This window comes from Variovorax gracilis (assembly GCF_030317115.1).
Lineage (GTDB): Bacteria > Pseudomonadota > Gammaproteobacteria > Burkholderiales > Burkholderiaceae_C > Variovorax > Variovorax gracilis.
On record NZ_JASZYF010000005.1, the window covers coordinates 306973 to 323808 of the forward strand.

The following is a 16836-nucleotide window of genomic DNA, read 5'->3' on the forward strand; positions in this document are numbered from 1 at the left end:
CTTCGCTTTCCTCGCAAGACCATGCCCAACAGCACACACGACCTCCACGACAAACGCCTCGCCGACGCCTGGGCCACACTGCAGGCCCATGCGGACAAGGGACTTCCGCTGCATACGGATCCCTCCCGCCTGGCTTTCGCCGACCCGGAATTCCTGCTGCGCCGCGAAACGCGCGGACTGCGGATGCAACTCGAACTCATGAAGCCCGACCTCGAGATGCGCGCCCACGGCATCGAGAACACGGTGGTGGTTTTCGGCAGCGCGCGATTTCGAAGCGAAGAGGAATCGGGCGCATTGATCGCCCAGGCCGAGGCATCGGGCGACACCATCGCAGCCGACCGCTGGCGCAAGCTCGCGCGCAGCTCCCACTATTACGAGAAGGCGCGTGCCTTCGGCAAGCTCGTCGCGCAATACAGCAACGACAAGGAGCCTCAGGACAAGCTCTTCGTGTGCACCGGCGGCGGCCCTGGCATCATGCAGGCGGCCAACCGCGGCGCCTATGAAGGCGGCGGCCTGTCGGTGGGCCTGGCGATCGCGCTGCCGATGGAAGAAGAAGCCAACCCCTACGTCACGCCGGCGCTGAGCTTCAAGTTCCACTATTTCGCGATCCGCAAGATGCATTTCATGATGCGGGCGAAGGCGCTGGTGGCCTTTCCGGGCGGCTTCGGCACCCTGGACGAGCTGTTCGAGGTCATCACGCTGGTCCAGACCCGCAAGGCCAAGCCCGTGCCAATCGTACTGTTCGGCTCGGACTACTGGAAGCAGCTCATCAACTTCGAGTTCCTGGCCGAGGAAGGCGTCATCTCGCCCAACGACGTGAAGCTGATCGAGTACGTGGACGCGCCGCAGGACGCCTGGGACTACATCAAGACCTTTTACAAGCTCTAGCTTGCCCTCAGGCTCGGGCTTCGCGAGCCCTACTCGTGGGAGGCGGCGGCAGGGGCCTGGAGGCCCCAGACCGAGCGGGTGCCCAGCGCCACGACACCACCTACGATCCAGAACACGCCTGCGACTCCGATCAGGGCCCCGGCTGCGCCGAAGAGCATGGGCATGGCGACACTGGAGGCGTTGAGCGTCATCACGCGCAGGCCGAGCGCTTCGCCGTGCCGCGCGTGCGGCGTGATCTGGTGCAGCATGCTCATCACCATGGGCTGCACCGCGCCGAGCGCCACGCCGAGCACCACAGAGCAGGCGCCCATGCCCAGCGCCGAAGTCATGAACGGATAGGCCGCGAAGACCAGGGCCGTAACCACGTTCGACGCGGTGATCACGCCGCGTTCGCTGAAGCGGGACGCCACCAGCGGCAAAACGACGCGAATGCCGGCCGCCGCCACCGCGAAGGCGCCAAGGATCGAGCCGATCATCGAAGCGCTCAGCCCGCGCTCGTGGCCCAGGATCGGCAATACGAAGGTGTGCACGTCCCATGACGCGGATTGCAACCAGTTCACGAACAGGAGACGCCGGAACATGGGCTGACTCAGCAGATCCCAGGCGCGCGGCTTGGGCGCTCCTGGCGGCAGGCGCACCGGGGGGAGTTCGGCCGTTCCGCGCGCGAGCATCCAGCAGGCGACCGGCAGCAGCGCGAGCAAGGCGAATGCCACCCGATAGCCAAGCAAATCGCCCGGCGTGGGACCGGCGTGGTCAATCAGCAAGCCCGTGACAAACGGCCCGACGAAGTTGGCGGCGGCCGGCGCGATCGCAAGCCAGCTGAACACCTGCTTGAGCTGGGTCGGATTGCTCGCCGCGCGGCCGACGTGACGCTGCAACGCGATCACAGCGATGCCGGTGGCGCCGCCCGTCAGCAACGCCGCGAGGCAGAGCACTGGAAATACGGGCAGCACCGCGGCCATGGCGGCCCCGGCTGAGGCTGAAACGACGGCGATGGTCAACGGCCGCCGCAAACCATGCCGATCCGCGAAGCGCCCGGCAGGCAGCGCCAGGAACACCTGCGTCAGCGCGAACAGGGCCAGCAGGACCCCGACGGCAGCCGCGCTGTAACCCTCTCGCAGCGCCAGCAGCGGGGCCGCCAGCCGGGTGCCCGTCATCGCCGCATGCAGGCAGACCTGCGCGAGGATCAGGCGAAGCAGGCCGGCATTCACGTCTGGAGATCGTCCTCGCCGTCGGCGGACGGCAACAGCGCCTGGGATTGCGCCTCGGGCAGCGCCTCCACCTTGCGCAACGCGAGCCGCATCTGCTTGGCGCGCGTGTCAGCCTTGTCGAGGGTGTCGGAAGCCTTCGCCACCTGTTCCTTGATGCGCGAAACCCATTCGCCGTAGCGCTCGAACTCCGTCTTGACCGCACCCAGCACCTTCCACACTTCGGAAGCCTGTTGCTCCAACGCCAGCGTGCGAAAGCCCATGTGCAGGCTGTTGAGCATCGCCAGCAACGTCGTCGGCCCGGCGAGAGTCACGCGATGCTGACGCTGGATCGCATCCATCAGGCCGGGGCGGCGCAGCACTTCGGCATAGAGGCTTTCGACCGGCAGGAAGAGGATCGCGAAATCCGTGGTGTGCGGCGCGGCCAGGTAGTTTTCGGAGATCGACTTGGCTTCGGTGCGAATGCGCGTTTCCAAGGCCTTGGCGGCAGTTTCGGCAGCGCCGGGATCGGCACGCTCGTGCGCGTCGAGCAGACGCTCGTAGTCATCGCGCGGAAACTTGGCGTCGATGGGCAACCAGACCGGCGCCCCGTCGCCACCCCGTCCCGGGAAACGGATCGCGAAGTCGACGCGCTGGCCGCTGCGAGGCTTGGTCTCGACCTGCTTGGCGTACTGGTCGGTCGTCAGCACCTGTTCAAGCAGCGCCTCGAGTTGCACTTCGCCGAAGACGCCGCGGGTCTTCACGTTGGTCAGCACGCGCTGCAGGCTGCCCACGCCGACGGCGAGCGTCTGCATCTCGCCCAGGCCCTTGTGCACCTGCTCCAGCCGGTCCGCCACCTGCTTGAAGCTTTCGCCCAGCCGGGCTTCGAGCGTGCTCTGAAGCTTCTCGTCGACCGTCTTGCGCATCTCGTCCAGCTTGGCGCTGTTGTTCTGCTGGAGCTGTGCGAGCTGGGTTTCCATCGTGGCGCGCACTTCGGCGAGCCGGCGCGCGTTGGATTCGCTCAGCCCCTGGAGTTGGGTGTTGAGCGTGTCGCCCAGCGTCTTCTGCAGCAGCGTGAGCTGCTGCGCAAAGGCGTCGATCTGCGCGTTCTGCGTCCGCGTGGCCTCCGCACCCTGCTGCACCAGCGCCTGCTGGAAGCTGGCAAAGGCCTGCGCGGTTTCCTGCCGGGCGCCGCGCGAGGACTCGCCGATCTCGTGGCGCAGTTCGCGCTCGATGCGCTCGTTGCCGGCGCCCAGTGTCGCCACCAGCGCCGAATGGTCGGGCGCGGGCTGCTTGCGCAGCAGCAACCACAGGATGAGGATGAAATTCAGGGCCGCGAGGGCCAGCAGGATCCAGGTTTCGATCACGGGGGTCGTTGTCTTCTTACTTGGCCGCAAGCACTGCGGGATTGAGGGGCGTGACCGGCTTGTTGCTCACGAGGTAGCCGACGAGGTTGTCGACCGCCAGGTCGGCCATGGCGCGGCGAGTGGGCACCGTGGCGCTCGCAATGTGGGGCGTGAGCACGACGTTGGGCACGGTGAGCAGGTCCGGATGCACCTTCGGTTCGCCTTCGAACACGTCGAGGCCCGCCGCTGCGATGCGCTTGTCGCGCAGCGCCGCCGCGAGCGCCGCGTCGTCGACGATGCCGCCGCGTGCGATGTTGACGAGCGTGGCGGTCGGCTTCATCAGCGCCAGTTCCGCCGCGCCGATGGTGTGATGGGACGCCGGCGTATAGGGCACCACGAGCACGACGTGATCGGCGGTCTTCAGCAACTCGTCCTTGCCGGCGTAGCTGGCCTTGCATTCGGCTTCGAGCGCCGCATCGAGCCGGGAACGGTTGTGATAGATCACTTTCATGCCGAACCCGTGTGCGCCCCGCTTCGCGATGCCCTGCCCGATGCGGCCCATGCCGATGATGCCGAGCGTGGACCCGTGGATGTCCGAGCCCGAGAACATGTCGTAGCTCCACTTTTCCCACTTGCCTGCGCGCAGGAAATGTTCGCTCTCGGCGATGCGCCGCGCCGTCGCCATCAGCAACGCAAAACCGAAGTCGGCTGTGGTTTCGGTCAGCACGTCCGGCGCATTGGTGCCGAGCACGCCGTGCGCCGTCATCGCGTCGATGTCGAAGTTGTTGTAGCCCACGGCCATGTTGGCGCAGATCTTCAGGTCGGGGCAGGCATCGAGCAGTTCGGCGTCGATGCGCTCGCTGCCGGTGGTGAAGACGCCCTGCCTGCCCTGGAGTTTTTCGATCAGCCTGGCTTTGCTCCAGCTTTCGTCGTTCGGGTTGGATTCGACTTCGAAATGTTCTTCAAGACGGGCTATGGTCTCGGGAAAGATCGAACGGGCAACGAGGATTTTGGGTTTGCTCATGATCAGCGGAAGAAGATGAAAGTGGCAATGATGAACAGCGGCATCAGGATGACGCCCGACCACAGCATGAAGCCGAAGAAGCTCGGCATGCGCACGCCGCGGCTTTCAGCGATGGCCTTGACCATCAGGTTGGGCGCGTTGCCGATGTAGGTGTTCGCGCCCATGAACACGGCGCCGGCCGAAATTGCCGCCAGCGTCGTCGCGTAGGTGGTCATCAACGCCTTCGGGTCGCCGCCGGCGGTATTGAAGAACACCAGGTAGGTCGGTGCATTGTCAAGGAAGGAGCTCAGGATTCCGGTGGCCCAGAAGTACATGGCCGGATCGGGCTGGCCGTCGGGGCGCGTCACCGCCGAGACGACGACGCCGAACGGCCCCTGCTCGCCCGCCTTGAGCATGGCGATCACCGGAACGATGGTCAGGAAGATGCCCGCAAACAGCTTGGCAACCTCCTCCATCGGCGCCCAGCCGAACTGGTTGGCTTCGTGGACCTTGGGCGATGTGATCCTGAGCGAGACGAGCGTGATCACGACCAGCGCCACGTCGCGCACGATGCCAGGCAAGCCGACCCTGGTGCCGTGGATGTCGAAGCTCACCGGCGAATGCCAGATGCCGCTCATCAGCACGAAGAACAGGATGCCGCCCAGCAGCCAGAAGTTGACGGCGCCATCGAAGCCGATCGTGCCGGTATCGGGCGTCGGATCGAAGCGCTGCACGCCCTCGTTGCGATAGTAGAAGGCATCGAGCGCGTAGAAAAGGGCCAGCAGCACGCCGACGATGAACAGGGTCTCGGGCAGGATGTGCTTCGCAGTCCAGAAGAACTCGACGCCTTTCAGGAAGCCCAGAAAGAGCGGCGGATCGCCCAGCGGCGTGAGCGACCCGCCGACGTTGGACACGATGAAGATGAAGAACACGACCACGTGCACCTTGTGCTTGCGGTTGTCGTTCGCCCGGATCAGCGGCCGGATGAGCAGCATCGACGCGCCCGTCGTCCCCATGAGGCTCGCGAGCACGGCGCCGATCGCCAGGAGCGCGGTGTTGAGCCTGGGCGACCCGCGCAGGTTGCCGCGAATATGGATGCCCCCAGCCACCGCGAAGAGAGCCCCCAGCAGAACGATGAAAGGAATGAATTCCGCCACCAGCGCATGCACGAGCTGGGCGCCCGCCAGCGGGACGCCGTGGATCACCCCAAAGGGCAGCAGGAAGGCCAGCGCCCAGGCGGCGGCAACCTTGCCGAAATGGTGGTGCCAGAAGGACGGCGCGAGCAGCGGCATCAGCGCGATCGACAGCAGGAGGCCTGCAAATGGCACGCCCCACAGGGGCGAAAGGCGGCTCCCGTCGATATCGGCCGCCACGGACATCTCCGGCGCCGCCATCGCCAACGCGCCGGCCGCCAGCGCGCGCGCGGTCTTGCTCATCGAAAGCCCGACCGTCATGCGACAGGCTGGGCGATCTCGAACACCTGGCGCAGGTAGGCCAGATACCTTTCGTCTTCACACATGTTCTTGGAGGGTGTGTCCGACAGCTTGGCTACCGGCTGGTCATTGCAGCGGATCATCTTGATCACGATCTGCAGCGGCTCGTAACCCAGGTCGTTCGTGAGGTTGGTTCCGATGCCGAACGCCAGCTGGCAGCGTCCGCGGAACTGCTGGTAGAGCTCGATGGTGCGGGGCACGGTGAGACTGTCGCTGAAGATCAGCGTCTTGGTCCTGGGATCGACCCGGTTCGCAATGTAATGGGCCAGCATCCGCTCGCCCCACTGGAAAGGGTCGCCACTGTCATGGCGCGCTCCGTCGAACAGCTTGCAGAAGTACAGGTCGAAGTCGCGCAGGAAGGCCGTCATGCCGTAGACGTCCGACAGGGCGATGCCGAGGTCGCCTCGGTATTCCCTCGCCCATGACTCGAAGCCGAAGATCTGGCTGTCGCGCAGCCGCGGGCCCAGCGCCTGGCAGGCCTGGAGGTACTCGTGTGCCATGGTGCCCAGCGGGATCAATCCGAGCTTCATGGCATACAGCACGTTGCTGGTGCCCGCGAATTGCGGCAGCTTTCCCGACACATTCGGCTGGTTGGGCGCGGCCACCGCGCCAAGGCGCGTGGCGAGCGTGCGCAGCACCTCTTCGTGCCAGTCCTTGGAGAAGCGGCGGCGCGTGCCGTAGTCGGCGATCTTGAGGTCGGCGAGACCCCCGTCCTGCAACTGCACGATCTTGGTGTCAAGCCGTCGGCGGCCTTCGGCGAGATCCGGATTCGGCTGGGTGTTGCGAAAGTAGACCTCGTTGACGATCGCCAGCACCGGGATCTCGAACAGGATGGTGTGCAGCCACGGCCCCTCGATGCGGATCTCGAGTTCGCCGGAGGCTTTCGGGATGATGTTGATGTACTTCTCGTTGAGGCGGAACAGGCCGAGGAAATCGACGAAGTCGCTCTTGATGAAACGCATCGTGCGCAGGTAGCTCAGCTCCGGGTCCTTGAATTGCAACGAGCAGAGATGGCGCACCTCTTCGCGGATCTGGCCGGCAAACTGCGCCAGGTCGATACCGGGATTGCGGCACTTGAAGCGGTACTCGACGCGCGCGCCCGGAAAGTGATGCAGCACCACCTGCATCATCGTGAACTTGTAGAGGTCGGTATCGAGCAGGCTGTGAATGATCATGGTGCGGGACGCTGTCTCCGGGTTCGATGTGCGTTCGATTATCACGGGCTGCGTCGGCATGTGCCTACGACCCGTTCCCTGGGCGTCCTACCGTGTGGCCAATGCCTTGACGCGACAGTGTGTCCACGCCGGCCAGCACAAGTTCAGGCCGGCGACGAAACCTGATCTGAAGGAGATACGTCATGAACAAGGACACCGTCGAAGGCAACTGGAAACAGTTCAAGGGCAAGATCAAGGAGCAATGGGGCAAGCTCACCGACGACGACTTCGACGTCATCGCCGGCAAGCGCGACCAGCTTCTCGGCCGCATCCAGGAACGCCACGGCATCAGCCGCGACGAAGCGGAGAAGCAGGTCGCCGACTGGGAAACCCGCGACGGCCGCACGCCTGCCGCCATCTGGATGGAACGCGTTTGATCCGACGTCGAAACGATTCATCCACCCGAACAACCGATTTCATAACTCCAGAGGGAAAAGCCATGAAAAAACATCTGCTCATGATCGCCATCGCGTCCACCTGCCTGATCGCGGGCCAGGCCAGTGCGATGACCAGTGACGAGTACAAGGTCGCCAAGGAAAAGATCGAGGCCGACTACAAGGTCGACAAGGCGAAGTGCGACACGTTGAAGGACAACGCCAAGGACGTCTGCGACAAGGAAGCCAAGGGCAAGGAAAACGTTGCCAAGGCCGAACTCGAACAGCAATACAAGCCCAGCGAAAGCCACGCTCGCAACGTGAAGGAAGAACAGGTGAAGGCCGCCTACGAGGTCGCCAAGGAAAAGTGCGACGACCTGAAGGGCGATGCCAAGAACGCCTGCGAGAAGCAAGCCAAGGCCGACGAAGCCAAGGGCAAGGCCGAAATCAAGGCGATGAAGACCAAGGGCTGATGGGTCCCGTCGGCCCCCGGGGCCGGCCAGCCATTGCCAACGGCGCCTTCGGGCGCCTTTTTCATGCGCGCCGGCCACCCAGGTCGTCGACCACGGCCTGCAGAGCGGCCGGCAATTTCACCGGCCGCTGCGTCGCCCTGTCGACATAGACATGGACGAAATGACCTTGCGCCGCAGCCGTCTCGGCGCCCTCGGCAAACAGGGCGATCTCATAGCGCACGCTGGAACTGCCGGCATGCGCCACCCGGATGCCCGCCTCCACGGTCTGCGGGAACGCCAGAGGCGCGAAGTAGTTGCACTGTGTCTCCACGACGAAACCGATCGTCGTGCCGTGATGGATGTCCAACGCGCCGCGCTCGATCAGCAGCGCGTTCACCGCGGTGTCGAACCAACCGTAGTAGACGACGTTGTTGACATGCCCGTACATGTCGTTGTCCGCCCAGCGCGTGGGAATGCTGCGAAAGGCGCGGTAGCTGCTGCGGAGTTCGGGGGATGGTCGGGCGCTCATGGCGCGGCATTTTGCCAGCGCCGCCAGTATTCGACGGCGACCTTGAAGGTGCCCAATTGGACCTGCACCGTCTCGGCAATGTCGCTCGCATAGCCACCGGCCATGGCGAAGGCCAAGGGAATGCGCCTTTGCCAAGCGAAATCAAAAACGCGCCGGTCACGTGCTTCCAGCCCGTCGAAGCTCAGTTTGAGGCGGCCCAGACGATCGCGCTCGAAGGGGTCGGCGCCCGCGAGATAGATCACCAGGCCAGGGGTGAACCGCCGGTCCAATTCGTCGAGCGCTTGTTCGAGAGCGGCCAGGTAGTCGTCGTCGCCGCAGCCGTCGGGCAACTCGACGTCAAGGTCACTGGCTTCCTTGCGGAACGGGAAGTTCTTCTGGCCGTGCATCGACAGCGTGAACACGCTGGGATCGTTGCGGAAGATGCTGGCGGTGCCATTGCCCTGGTGTACGTCCAGGTCGATCACGGCGACGCCCAGGGGAGTGCGCCCTCGCCGGCCCTGTTCGGCCTGCATCAACCTGGCGGCGACCGCGGCGTCATTGAAGACGCAGAAGCCGCCTCCCTTCCCGGCGCTGGCGTGGTGGGTGCCGCCGGCCATGTTGGCCGATACGCCTTCCATCAGTGCCGTGCGGCAGGCAGCAATGGTGGCGCCCGTGGACCGGCGCGAGCGCTCGACCATTGCCTCGCTCCATGGAAAGCCGATCTCGCGCATGGCCTCGGGGCTCACGCTGCCGTCGCTGATGCACGCGATCCATTGCGGGGTATGCGCCAGCGCCAATTCGCCATCGCTGGCCCGCGGGGCCTCGAACATATGGACTTGAGGCAAGTGCCGTTCGAGCTGATCGCGGAGCAAGACGTAGCGTCCCGTGGGGAAACGATGACCCGTCGGGAGAGGCAGAACGAATTGGCCGGAATAAAACGCACGCATCGGAAACATTGTCAGGGCCCATTTAGAAAGCACGTTCTAAATTGCTGCACTGCACCAGAAAATTCTTGTTTTGAAAATGAAGCTGCCTATACTTGAGGCCATGCTGCACCGCAACAAAAGTTCAGGGGCAGCTCAATGTGAATCCCCCTTTCTTTCAACTGGAGTTCCCTCATGGCCCTGACCGCCGACCAACTGATTTCTGCTCAAAAAGCCAACCTCGAAACCCTGTTCGGCCTGACGACCAAGGCTTTCGAAGGCGTTGAAAAGCTCGTCGAACTGAACGTGACCGCCTCCAAGGCCGCACTGACCGAAGCCGCCGGCACGACGCAAGCCCTGCTGAGCGTCAAGGACGCACAAGAACTGCTCGCGCTGCAAGCCAGCCTGTACCAGCCCCTGGCCGAAAAGACCGCTGCCTACAGCCGTCACCTGTATGACATCGCCCAAGGCACCGGTGCCGAATTCACCAAGGCTTTCGAAGTCAAGGCCGCTGAAGCCCAGCAAGCCTTCGTCGGCCTGGTCGACAGCGCCGCCAAGAACGCACCCGCCGGTTCGGAAACCGCCGTTGCCGTGATGAAGAGCGCAGTGGCTGCCGCCAACAACGCTTTCGAATCGGTGCAAAAGGCCGTCAAGCAAGCTTCCGACGTCGCCGAAGCCAACTTCCAGGCTGTGTCGACCACGGCTGTGAACGCTGCCAAGAGCACCGCTCAAACCGCCACGCGCAAGCGCTGATCCAACTTCAAGCCCGCATTCAGCGGGCGATGATTGTCTCCTTGGGTCCTTCGGGATCCAATTCCAGGGGCCCAGTCTTTCAGACTGGGCCTTTTTTTTGGGCTCCCGCCCAGGCTGCGCTCACTTCGTTCGTGTCACTTCGCCGGGTCCCTGACCGGGGACAACACGGGCGGACTGGCGGAGCCGGAGCAGCAGTGTTCCGCGAACTGGCCTGGCTTCGCCGGCCGGTGGACGGATGCCGGGAATAATCCGGTGTTTACATCGTTCAGGAGACTATTCATGCAGATCGACGGCAAGGTTTTCATCGTCACCGGCGGCGCTTCAGGGCTCGGTGAGGGGACGGCGCGGATGCTCGCGGCGAATGGCGGCAAGGTGGTCGTTGCCGACATGCAGGCCGACAAGGGCGAGGCAGTCGCCAAGGAGATTGGCGGCGTTTTCGTCAAGTGCGACGTGAGCCAGGAGGCGGATGGTCAAGCTGCCGTGGCCGCAGCGCTGAAACTGGGGAAGTTGGTGGGGCTGGTCAATTGCGCAGGCATCGCGCCGGCCGAGAAGACGGTCGGGAAGACGGGGCCGCATGCGCTGGCGGCGTTCAGCAAGACGGTCACCGTGAATCTGATTGGCAGCTTCAACATGATTCGTCTCGCGGCAGACGCGATGAGCAAGAACGAGCCCGAGGCGACCGGGGAGCGCGGGGTGCTGATCTCGACCGCTTCGGTGGCGGCCTATGACGGCCAGATCGGGCAGGCCGCGTACAGCGCCTCGAAGGGTGGCGTCGTCGGGATGACGCTGCCGATCGCACGCGACCTGGCGCGTAGCGGCATTCGAAACATGACGATCGCGCCGGGCATCTTCGGCACGCCGATGCTGTTCGGCATGCCCCAGGAGGTGCAGGATGCGCTGGCCGCGAGCGTGCCTTTTCCGTCGCGCCTCGGCACGCCGGAGGACTACGCCAAGCTGGCAAGGCACATCATCGAGAACGACATGCTCAACGGCGAGGTGATCCGACTCGACGGCGCGATTCGGCTGGCGCCACGCTGACGCTTCCGAGGGCCCCCTCGGTGTCGTCCAGCGGGGTCACGCTGCCGGTTCGCTCCAGGCGCTCGTACTGGGCGATCACCTGGGCACCGAACAGCACGAGCGTGGCGGCGATCTCCAGGCTGAGCAGCACGACGATGGCAGTCGTCAGCGACCCGTAGACCACGTTGACCTGCGACAGCGTCGCAAAGTAGAGCACCAGCACCCGGCGCGTGACTTCCCACAGCAGCGCCGCGGTCACCCCTCCCAGCAGCGCATGGCGCAGGCGGAGCCGCCCGACGGGCATCACCAAATAGAGCGAGGTCAGCATGAAGATCTCGCCGGCCAGTCCGAGCAGGTACAGCAGGACGCCCGATACACCGGACAGCGACCAACTGCGGCCGAGGAGGTCGATGCTTTCCTCCCCGATCACCTGTAGCGCACCCGACACCAGCGTGACCAGCAACAGGCCGATGCACAGGCACAGGATGTAGATGTACGGCATCACCACGGAAATCAGGAAATGGCGCGAGTGATCCGCCTTGCGGTGGTGAAAGATCACCGCCATCGCGCTTTCGAGAACCGTGAAGGCGAGCGAGCTGAAGAAGATCATCGTGACCAGCAGCACCGGGCCCAGCACGTCCGCATGGGTGAGGAAGTTCGAAAGCTCGGCGATGATCGCCCGCGACTGCCCCGGCAGCAGCCATTCCAGATAGCGGCCAACCGCGCGCAGGAGCGCCGCCTGCTCGATGAAGCGCGAGAGCGCGATCACGCTCACGATCAGCAGCGGCACGATCGACAGCAGCGCGTAATAGGCGACCGCGCCGGCGAGCAGCAGGCCCTGATTGGCCCTGAAGCCCTTGAGCGCCTCCCACATGAATCTCAGCGGATGGCGCAGAAGAGGCACTGCGTGTGTGATGTTTCGGCGAATCATGCGTCCGTTTCGGGAAGGCGAGTATGCCGCCGGCCGGCGGTGTGTTGATGGCTTGCGTATCATCTGCCGCTCTCCGCCTCCATGACCATCCCCGCTTCATTCATCCAGGAACTGATCGCACGTGCCGACGTGGTGGAAATCGTCGGCCGCTACGTTCAGCTCAAGAAAGCGGGCGCCAATTTCATGGGCCTGTGCCCATTCCATGGGGAGAAGTCACCCTCGTTCTCGGTCAGCCCGACCAAGCAGTTCTATCACTGCTTCGGCTGCGGCGTGCATGGGAATGCGATCGGCTTCCTGATGGAGCACGCCGGCATGGGCTTTGTCGAGGCCGTGCACGACCTGGCCGGCCAGTACGGCATGCAGGTGCCCGAGGACGACGCCTCGCCCGAGGAACGCGCCCGCGCGGCCGGCCAGCGCCAGAAGCAGGCCACGCTTTCCGAGGTTCTGGAAAAGGCCGGCGAGGCCTACCGGAAGCACCTTCGCCAGTCGCAGGGCGCCATCGGCTACCTGAAGCGACGTGGCGTCTCGGGTGAAATTGCCCGCCAGTTCGGCATTGGCTACGCTCCTGCGGGCTGGCGCGCGCTGGCAAGCGTGTTTCCCGACTACGACGATCCCCTGCTGGCGGAAAGCGGGCTGGTGATCGTCGGCGAGGCCGACGACAACGGGGACGGCAAGCGCTACGACCGCTTCCGGGACCGGGTGATGTTTCCGATTCGCAACGTCAAGGGCGAGTGCATCGGCTTCGGCGGACGGGTGCTGGGGGATGAGAAACCCAAGTACCTCAACTCGCCCGAGACCCCGGTCTTCAGCAAGGGGCGCGAACTCTACGGACTCTACGAGGCGCGAGCCGCCTTTCGCGATCGCGGCTATGCCCTGGTGACCGAGGGCTACATGGACGTGGTGGCGCTGGCGCAGCTGGGCTTCCCGAACGCCGTTGCGACGCTGGGCACCGCCTGCACGCCGGAGCACGTCCAGAAGCTGTTCCGCTTCACCGAATCCGTCGTCTTCAGCTTCGACGGCGACGCCGCCGGCCGGCGCGCCGCGCGCAAGGCGCTCGACGGCGCCCTGCCCTATGCCACCGACGTACGAAGCATCAAGTTCCTGTTCCTGCCGTCCGAGCACGACCCGGACAGCTTCATCCGCGAATTCGGAGCCGACGCGTTCGCGCGCTTCGTCAACGAGGCGACGCCGCTCAGCCGCTTCATGATCGAGGCGGCCCGCGACGGCTGCGACCTCGGCGCCGCGGAAGGCCGCGCCCACATGGCCAGCAACGCTCGCCCGCTGTGGAGCGCCCTGCCGGAGGGCGCGCTCAAGCGGCAGCTCCTGAGCGAAATCGCCACCCTGGTCCAGCTGAGCAGCCAGGAACTGGGCGAGCTATGGGCCCCGGCCGCGCCCCGCGCCCCGGCGCCTCCTCCTTCGGCCCCATCGCGCTCCGAGAGTGACTGGAACGACTGGAATGACCGGAGCGAGCGGGTCGAATGGGTCGACGAATTTCCTCGCCCTTCCTCTTCGTCTTCGTCCGAGAAGCGGCGTTTCAAGTCCTGGCGCAAACCTTCCCCTCCGCTCCCGCCACCCGGTGGCCGGAAGCTGCCGACCAGCCGCCCCGACGTGGCTGTGAGGCTGATCCTGTCGAACATGGCGGAATGGGAACGCCTCTCCCACGAACTGCACGCCCTGCTGTGCGACCTGCCCGGCGAACACGGCCAGTTCTTCGCCTGGCTCGACAGCCAATCGCACGAGCACGGGGTGCAACCCTGGGCTGCCCTGCGCGAAGGCCTGCGGGGCATGCCCTTCGAGGCGCTGGCCCTGCGCGTGATGACAGGACCCGACGGCGGCCCCATCGGCGACGCCGAAGGCGATCAGGCGGCGGACTCGGCCCGGGAACTGCGCAACCTGCTCGACTACATGCTGGACGACCTGCTCAAGGTCCAGCAGAGCGAGGCGATCGCGGCCGTGGGGAGCGATCCGCGCGCCCTGGAGCGCTACAAGGCACTCGAAGCTCGGCGCCTGGAGTTGCGTAATCGCCTCAATCCCAGCTCAAACCCTGCTTGAAAAATACGCAGCGCGCTATAATGTAAGGCTTCGCTAGACGCGAAAACAGGCAAGAGCGACAGCAGCACCTCCGGGCCGACCCCATGCGCAATGCACTTCCCAAAGGGAAACGGGTCAATACACCGCAAGGACTGCACACCAAATGTTCGCCCGACATCTTGCCTTTTGACGGCTCTTCGAGGACTTGTGTCCTCTTGGCCTCAGTGTTTGTGCTCCTGCCTGCGCCGGGTTTGTGGCGCGTGTGATTCCGCTTGGTCCATCTTGTTGTATTGAGGTCGTATGCCCAGTTCAAAGAAGCCTGCCGTGTCCGCTGCCAAGAAGCCTGCTGCAGTCAAGAAACCGTCCAAGGTCGCCGCCCTGCCGGCAACCAAGACGGGTGCCGCCGCGTCCAAGGCGTCCGCCGCAACGAAAGTGAAAACCGTGCCCACGAAATCGACCACCGCCGACGAAACCCTGAAACCCGCCGCCAAGAAGGTAGGCCGTCCTCCCAAAGCAGCCGGTGCGCCCGCCGCAGCCGGAGGCGCCAAGCGCGGCCGCAAACCCAAGGCCGGCAACGAGGCCGCTTCGAGCGACGTCGACCTGTCGGACATCGAAGACGAACTGGTCGGTGATGAACCGGCCGCGACGACGACCGAGGAAAAGGTCAAGCCGCTGCGCATGAAGATCAGCAAGGCGAAGGAACGCGCCTTGATGAAGGAATTCGGCCTGGACGAGACCGTCCTCTCCGAAGAAGACCTGGCAAAGCGCCGCTCGCGCCTGAAGACCCTGATCACGCTGGGCAAGACCCGCGGCTACCTGACGCACGGCGAAATTTCCGATCACTTGCCCGACAAGCTGGTCGATGCCGAGACCATGGAAGTCGTGGTCACCATGCTCAACGACATGGGCGTGGCCGTCTACGAGCAGACCCCGGACGCGGAAACTCTGCTGCTGAACAACACCGCCCCGACCGCCACCACGGTCGAGGAAGCCGAGGAAGAAGCGGAAGCCGCACTCTCCACGGTGGACAGCGAATTCGGCCGCACCACCGACCCCGTGCGCATGTACATGCGCGAAATGGGCACGGTCGAGTTGCTGACGCGCGAAGGCGAAATCGAAATCGCCAAACGCATCGAAGGCGGCCTGATGGCCATGATGGAAGCCATCTCGGCTTCGCCGGCCACCATCGCCGAGATCCTGCGCCTCGGCCAGGAAATCCGTGAAGGCAAGGTCGTGATCTCGACCATCGTCGACGGCTTCTCGAACCCGAACGAGGCCGACGACTACGTGGCCGAGGAAGACTTCGACGAATTCGACGAGGAAGACGACGACGACGGCAAGGGCGGCTCCAAGGCGCTGACCAAGAAGCTCGAGGAACTCAAGCGCGACGCGCTCGAGCGCTTCGACCGCATCGCCGTGATGTTCGAGAAGGTCCACAAGATCTACGACAAGGAAGGCTACGGCACGCCGGGCTACCAGAAGGCCCAGCACTCCCTTTCCGAAGAGCTGATGACCATCCGCTTCACGGCCCGCACGATCGAGAAGCTGTGCGACCTGGTGCGCACGCAGGTCGACGACGTCCGCAAGAAGGAGCGCGAGCTGCGCCGCATCATCGTGGACAAGTGCGGCTTCCCGCAGGAAGAGTTCATCCGCGACTTCAGCGGCTACGACAAGAACGGCAACCGCGTCGCGTCCAACCTGCTCAACCTCAAGTGGGTCGAGAAGCAGGCCGCCGCCGGCAAGCCCTGGAGCGCCGTGCTCGCCCGCAACATTCCGCCGGTGCAGGAACTGCAGCAGCGCCTTGCCGACATCCAGTCGCGCGTGGTGGTGCCGCTCGCCGAGCTCAAGGACATCAACAAGCGCATGAACGAAGGCGAATCGTCTTCGCGTGACGCCAAGAAGGAAATGATCGAGGCCAACCTGCGCCTCGTGATCTCCATCGCCAAGAAGTACACCAACCGCGGCCTGCAGTTCCTCGACCTGATCCAGGAAGGCAACATCGGCCTGATGAAGGCGGTCGACAAGTTCGAATACCGCCGCGGCTACAAGTTCTCGACCTACGCGACGTGGTGGATCCGCCAGGCGATCACCCGCTCGATCGCCGACCAGGCGCGCACCATCCGCATCCCGGTGCACATGATCGAGACCATCAACAAGATGAACCGCATCAGCCGCCAGCATCTGCAGGAGTTCGGTTTCGAGCCCGACGCCGGCATCCTGGCCGCGAAGATGGAGATCCCGGAAGACAAGATCCGCAAGATCATGAAGATCGCGAAGGAGCCGATCTCGATGGAAACCCCCATCGGCGACGACGACGATTCGCACCTGGGCGACTTCATCGAGGACAGCAGCAACACGGCCCCGATCGAGGCCGCGATGCAGGCCGGCCTGCGCGACGTGGTCAAGGACATCCTCGACAGCCTCACGCCGCGCGAAGCCAAGGTGCTGCGCATGCGCTTCGGTATCGAGATGTCGACCGACCACACGCTGGAAGAAGTCGGCAAGCAGTTCGACGTGACGCGTGAGCGCATCCGCCAGATCGAAGCGAAGGCGCTGCGCAAGCTGAAGCACCCGAGCCGGTCTGACAAGCTGCGCAGCTTCATCGATACACTGTAAGCACACCCCAGCCTCGCCCACTTCGTGTGGCTCGGGCACCCCCTTGCAGGGGGCAACATCTGCGGACCGGCGAAGCCGGATCCGCGGTGTTTCCCGCAAG

Annotated in this window: 15 protein-coding genes; 7 read left to right on the top strand and 8 right to left on the bottom strand. The window is 64.5% G+C overall.

What is annotated here, in order from left to right; genetic code table 11:
• The first annotated feature begins 21 nt into the window (after window positions 1-21).
• Window positions 22-888, top strand: coding sequence for an LOG family protein (locus QTH97_RS13290; protein WP_286568624.1), 867 nt, complete (start codon window positions 22-24; stop codon window positions 886-888).
• A gap of 29 nt (window positions 889-917) precedes the next feature.
• Here the strand turns inward: QTH97_RS13290 and QTH97_RS13295 are convergent, their stop codons facing one another.
• Genes QTH97_RS13295 through pncB form a run of 5 tightly spaced genes read right to left on the bottom strand, consistent with a single transcriptional unit; the run spans window position 918 to window position 7092 of the window.
• Window positions 918-2099: an MFS transporter gene (locus QTH97_RS13295; RefSeq protein ID WP_286568625.1), complete on the bottom strand. Its 1182-nt coding sequence runs from the start codon at window positions 2097-2099 to the stop codon at window positions 918-920.
• A complete protein-coding gene (locus QTH97_RS13300; protein ID WP_286568732.1) occupies window positions 2096-3439 on the bottom strand; it encodes a DNA recombination protein RmuC in 1344 nt (447 codons plus the stop codon). The genes QTH97_RS13295 and QTH97_RS13300 overlap by 4 nt, the downstream gene beginning before the upstream one ends.
• A 19-nt stretch (window positions 3440-3458) precedes the next feature.
• Complete coding sequence (locus QTH97_RS13305; protein ID WP_286568627.1) at window positions 3459-4445, bottom strand: 2-hydroxyacid dehydrogenase; 987 nt, start codon at window positions 4443-4445, stop codon at window positions 3459-3461.
• 2 nt (window positions 4446-4447) lie between these two features.
• Window positions 4448-5860 (bottom strand): sodium:proton antiporter, encoded by a 1413-nt coding sequence (locus QTH97_RS13310; RefSeq protein WP_286568629.1) that lies wholly within the window; start codon window positions 5858-5860, stop codon window positions 4448-4450.
• 14 nt (window positions 5861-5874) lie between these two features.
• Entirely contained in the window at window positions 5875-7092 is a 1218-nt protein-coding gene (gene pncB / locus QTH97_RS13315; RefSeq protein WP_286568630.1) for a nicotinate phosphoribosyltransferase, read from the bottom strand.
• Between the two features lie 182 nt (window positions 7093-7274).
• Between pncB and QTH97_RS13320 the strand changes: the two genes are divergently transcribed.
• Both QTH97_RS13320 and QTH97_RS13325 read left to right on the top strand, forming a co-directional pair.
• Window positions 7275-7508 carry a CsbD family protein gene (locus QTH97_RS13320; RefSeq protein WP_286568631.1) on the top strand — a complete coding sequence of 78 codons (234 nt, stop codon included), beginning with the start codon at window positions 7275-7277 and terminating at the stop codon, window positions 7506-7508.
• Between the two features lie 62 nt (window positions 7509-7570).
• On the top strand, window positions 7571-7978 hold the full coding sequence (locus QTH97_RS13325; RefSeq protein WP_286568633.1) for a hypothetical protein: 408 nt from the start codon (window positions 7571-7573) through the stop codon (window positions 7976-7978).
• 61 nt (window positions 7979-8039) lie between these two features.
• Here the strand turns inward: QTH97_RS13325 and QTH97_RS13330 are convergent, their stop codons facing one another.
• Together QTH97_RS13330 and QTH97_RS13335 are read right to left on the bottom strand one after the other, a co-directional pair.
• On the bottom strand, window positions 8040-8486 hold the full coding sequence (locus QTH97_RS13330; protein WP_286568634.1) for an acyl-CoA thioesterase: 447 nt from the start codon (window positions 8484-8486) through the stop codon (window positions 8040-8042).
• Window positions 8483-9412 carry a histone deacetylase family protein gene (locus tag QTH97_RS13335; RefSeq protein ID WP_444813431.1) on the bottom strand — a complete coding sequence of 310 codons (930 nt, stop codon included), beginning with the start codon at window positions 9410-9412 and terminating at the stop codon, window positions 8483-8485. The genes QTH97_RS13330 and QTH97_RS13335 overlap by 4 nt, the downstream gene beginning before the upstream one ends.
• A gap of 171 nt (window positions 9413-9583) precedes the next feature.
• Between QTH97_RS13335 and QTH97_RS13340 the strand changes: the two genes are divergently transcribed.
• The gene (locus QTH97_RS13340; protein ID WP_286568636.1) at window positions 9584-10141 is read left to right on the top strand and encodes a phasin family protein; all 558 of its coding nucleotides are present in this window, start codon (window positions 9584-9586) and stop codon (window positions 10139-10141) included.
• Window positions 10142-10420: 279 nt separating this feature from the next.
• A complete protein-coding gene (locus QTH97_RS13345; RefSeq protein ID WP_286568733.1) occupies window positions 10421-11179 on the top strand; it encodes a 3-hydroxyacyl-CoA dehydrogenase in 759 nt (252 codons plus the stop codon).
• Here QTH97_RS13345 and QTH97_RS13350 read toward each other — a convergent pair.
• On the bottom strand, window positions 11127-12089 hold the full coding sequence (locus QTH97_RS13350) for a YihY/virulence factor BrkB family protein (RefSeq protein ID WP_286568637.1): 963 nt from the start codon (window positions 12087-12089) through the stop codon (window positions 11127-11129). The genes QTH97_RS13345 and QTH97_RS13350 overlap by 53 nt on opposite strands.
• Before the next feature lie 81 nt (window positions 12090-12170).
• On the opposite strand from QTH97_RS13350, the gene dnaG reads away from it, so the two are divergent.
• A complete protein-coding gene (dnaG, locus tag QTH97_RS13355) occupies window positions 12171-14141 on the top strand; it encodes a DNA primase (protein WP_286568638.1) in 1971 nt (656 codons plus the stop codon).
• A gap of 279 nt (window positions 14142-14420) precedes the next feature.
• On the top strand, window positions 14421-16736 hold the full coding sequence (gene rpoD, locus QTH97_RS13360) for an RNA polymerase sigma factor RpoD (protein ID WP_286568639.1): 2316 nt from the start codon (window positions 14421-14423) through the stop codon (window positions 16734-16736).
• Window positions 16737-16836 lie beyond the last annotated feature (100 nt).